This is a genomic window from Amycolatopsis pithecellobii (assembly GCF_009707865.1).
GTDB classification, from domain to species: Bacteria; Actinomycetota; Actinomycetes; order Mycobacteriales; family Pseudonocardiaceae; genus Amycolatopsis_E; species Amycolatopsis_E pithecellobii.
On sequence record NZ_WMBA01000143.1, the window covers coordinates 1 to 1,335 of the forward strand.

2 protein-coding genes are annotated in these 1,335 nt (G+C 66.6%); both read left to right on the forward strand.

Annotated features, from left to right (window positions below; genetic code table 11):
* The first annotated feature begins 70 nt into the window (after positions 1-70).
* Positions 71-382 carry a transposase gene (locus GKO32_RS37810; RefSeq protein WP_154761709.1) on the forward strand — a complete coding sequence of 104 codons (312 nt, stop codon included), beginning with the start codon at positions 71-73 and terminating at the stop codon, positions 380-382.
* Positions 379-1,302: an IS3 family transposase gene (locus GKO32_RS37815; protein ID WP_154761710.1), complete on the forward strand. Its 924-nt coding sequence runs from the start codon at positions 379-381 to the stop codon at positions 1,300-1,302. Before GKO32_RS37810 ends, GKO32_RS37815 begins: the two co-directional genes overlap by 4 nt.
* Positions 1,303-1,335: the final 33 nt, after the last annotated feature.

A 1,335-nucleotide genomic window follows, 5' to 3' on the forward strand; every position in this document is an offset into this window, starting at 1 on the left:
TGAGGTTCCCCCGGTTGCCCGGAGACTTCCAACCCAGGTTTGATCATGTGAACCGAGGAAGGAAGTCATCGTGGCTGCCCCCAAGAAGTACCCTGATGAGCTGCGGGAACGTGCCGTGCGGCTGTATCGGGAGTCCGACCCCAAGCCGGTGATCCGCCGGTTGGCCGAGCAGCTGGGCGTCCACCACGAGGCCCTGCGGAACTGGATCCGCCAGGACGAGGCCGACCGCGGCGAGCGGCATGATCGGCCGAGCACCGACATGGTCGAGGAGAACCGGCGGCTCAAGCGGGAGAACGCCGAACTCAAGCGTGTCAACGAGGTGCTGCGGGCAGCCAGCGCCTATTTCGCCTCCGAGATCGCCCCGACCCGGAGGACGTCATGAGCTTCATCGACGCGCATGAGTTCTCGGTCGATCTCGTGCTGCGGGTCCTGGGCATCCCACCGTCGACCTACTACGAGTGGCGGTCTCGGCAGGCCGCGCCGAGCCGCCGGGCGCTTCAGGACGCTCAGTTGCTGGAGATGATCGTCAAGATCCGCTGCTCGCACGAGTTCGCCGCCACGTACGGGTCCCCGCGGGTGTGGCTGGAGCTGCGCCGCCAAGGGATACGGGTCGGCCGCAAGCGCGTCGAGCGGATCATGCGCGAGCATGGCCTGCAAGGCGCGTTCTTGCGCAAGGGCTGGAAAGGCGGCTCCACCAAGCAGAACCCGCGCCAGACGGCCGCACCGGACCTGGTCAACCGGCAGTTCGACGCCGATGCCCCGAACCGACTCTGGGTGGCCGACCTGACCCGGATCATGACCGGTGACGGCGTGCTGTGGCTGGCCTCGATGCGGGATGCCTTTTCCAACAAGGTCGTCGGCTGGGCCACCGCCGCCCGCGCCGACACCAGCCTGGTGCTCACAGCGCTGGATTACGCCCTGCGCTCCCGCGACGTCCATGATGGACAGTTGATCCATCACAGCGACAAGGGCTGTCAATACACGGCTCTGCGGTTCACCCAGCGCCTGGCCGACGCCGGCGTGGCGCCGTCGACCGGCAGCGTCGGTGACAGCTACGACAACGCGCTCGCCGAGAACCTGTGGTCGACCATCAAGACCGAGCTGATCTACTGGCCCGGCAACACGTTCACCACTCGCCACGAAGCCGACGCGGCGATCTTCCGCTACATCGACGGCTGGTACAACCCCCGCCGCATCCAGGAAGGACTCGGCGGACTATCTCCCGACGAACACGAAGAGGCATGGCGCATCCGGCAACAGACCGGACCGGCTAGGCTCCCGGCCGAGCCGGACGAATCCTGATAACCAAGTCTCCGGCAAAGCGGGGGAACCACA

What these genes read in the sequence shown, in the direction of transcription:
- GKO32_RS37815 (WP_154761710.1), top strand. Translation starts at nt 379, where the DNA reads ATGAGCTTCATCGACGCGCATGAGTTCTCGGTCGATCTCGTGCTGCGG.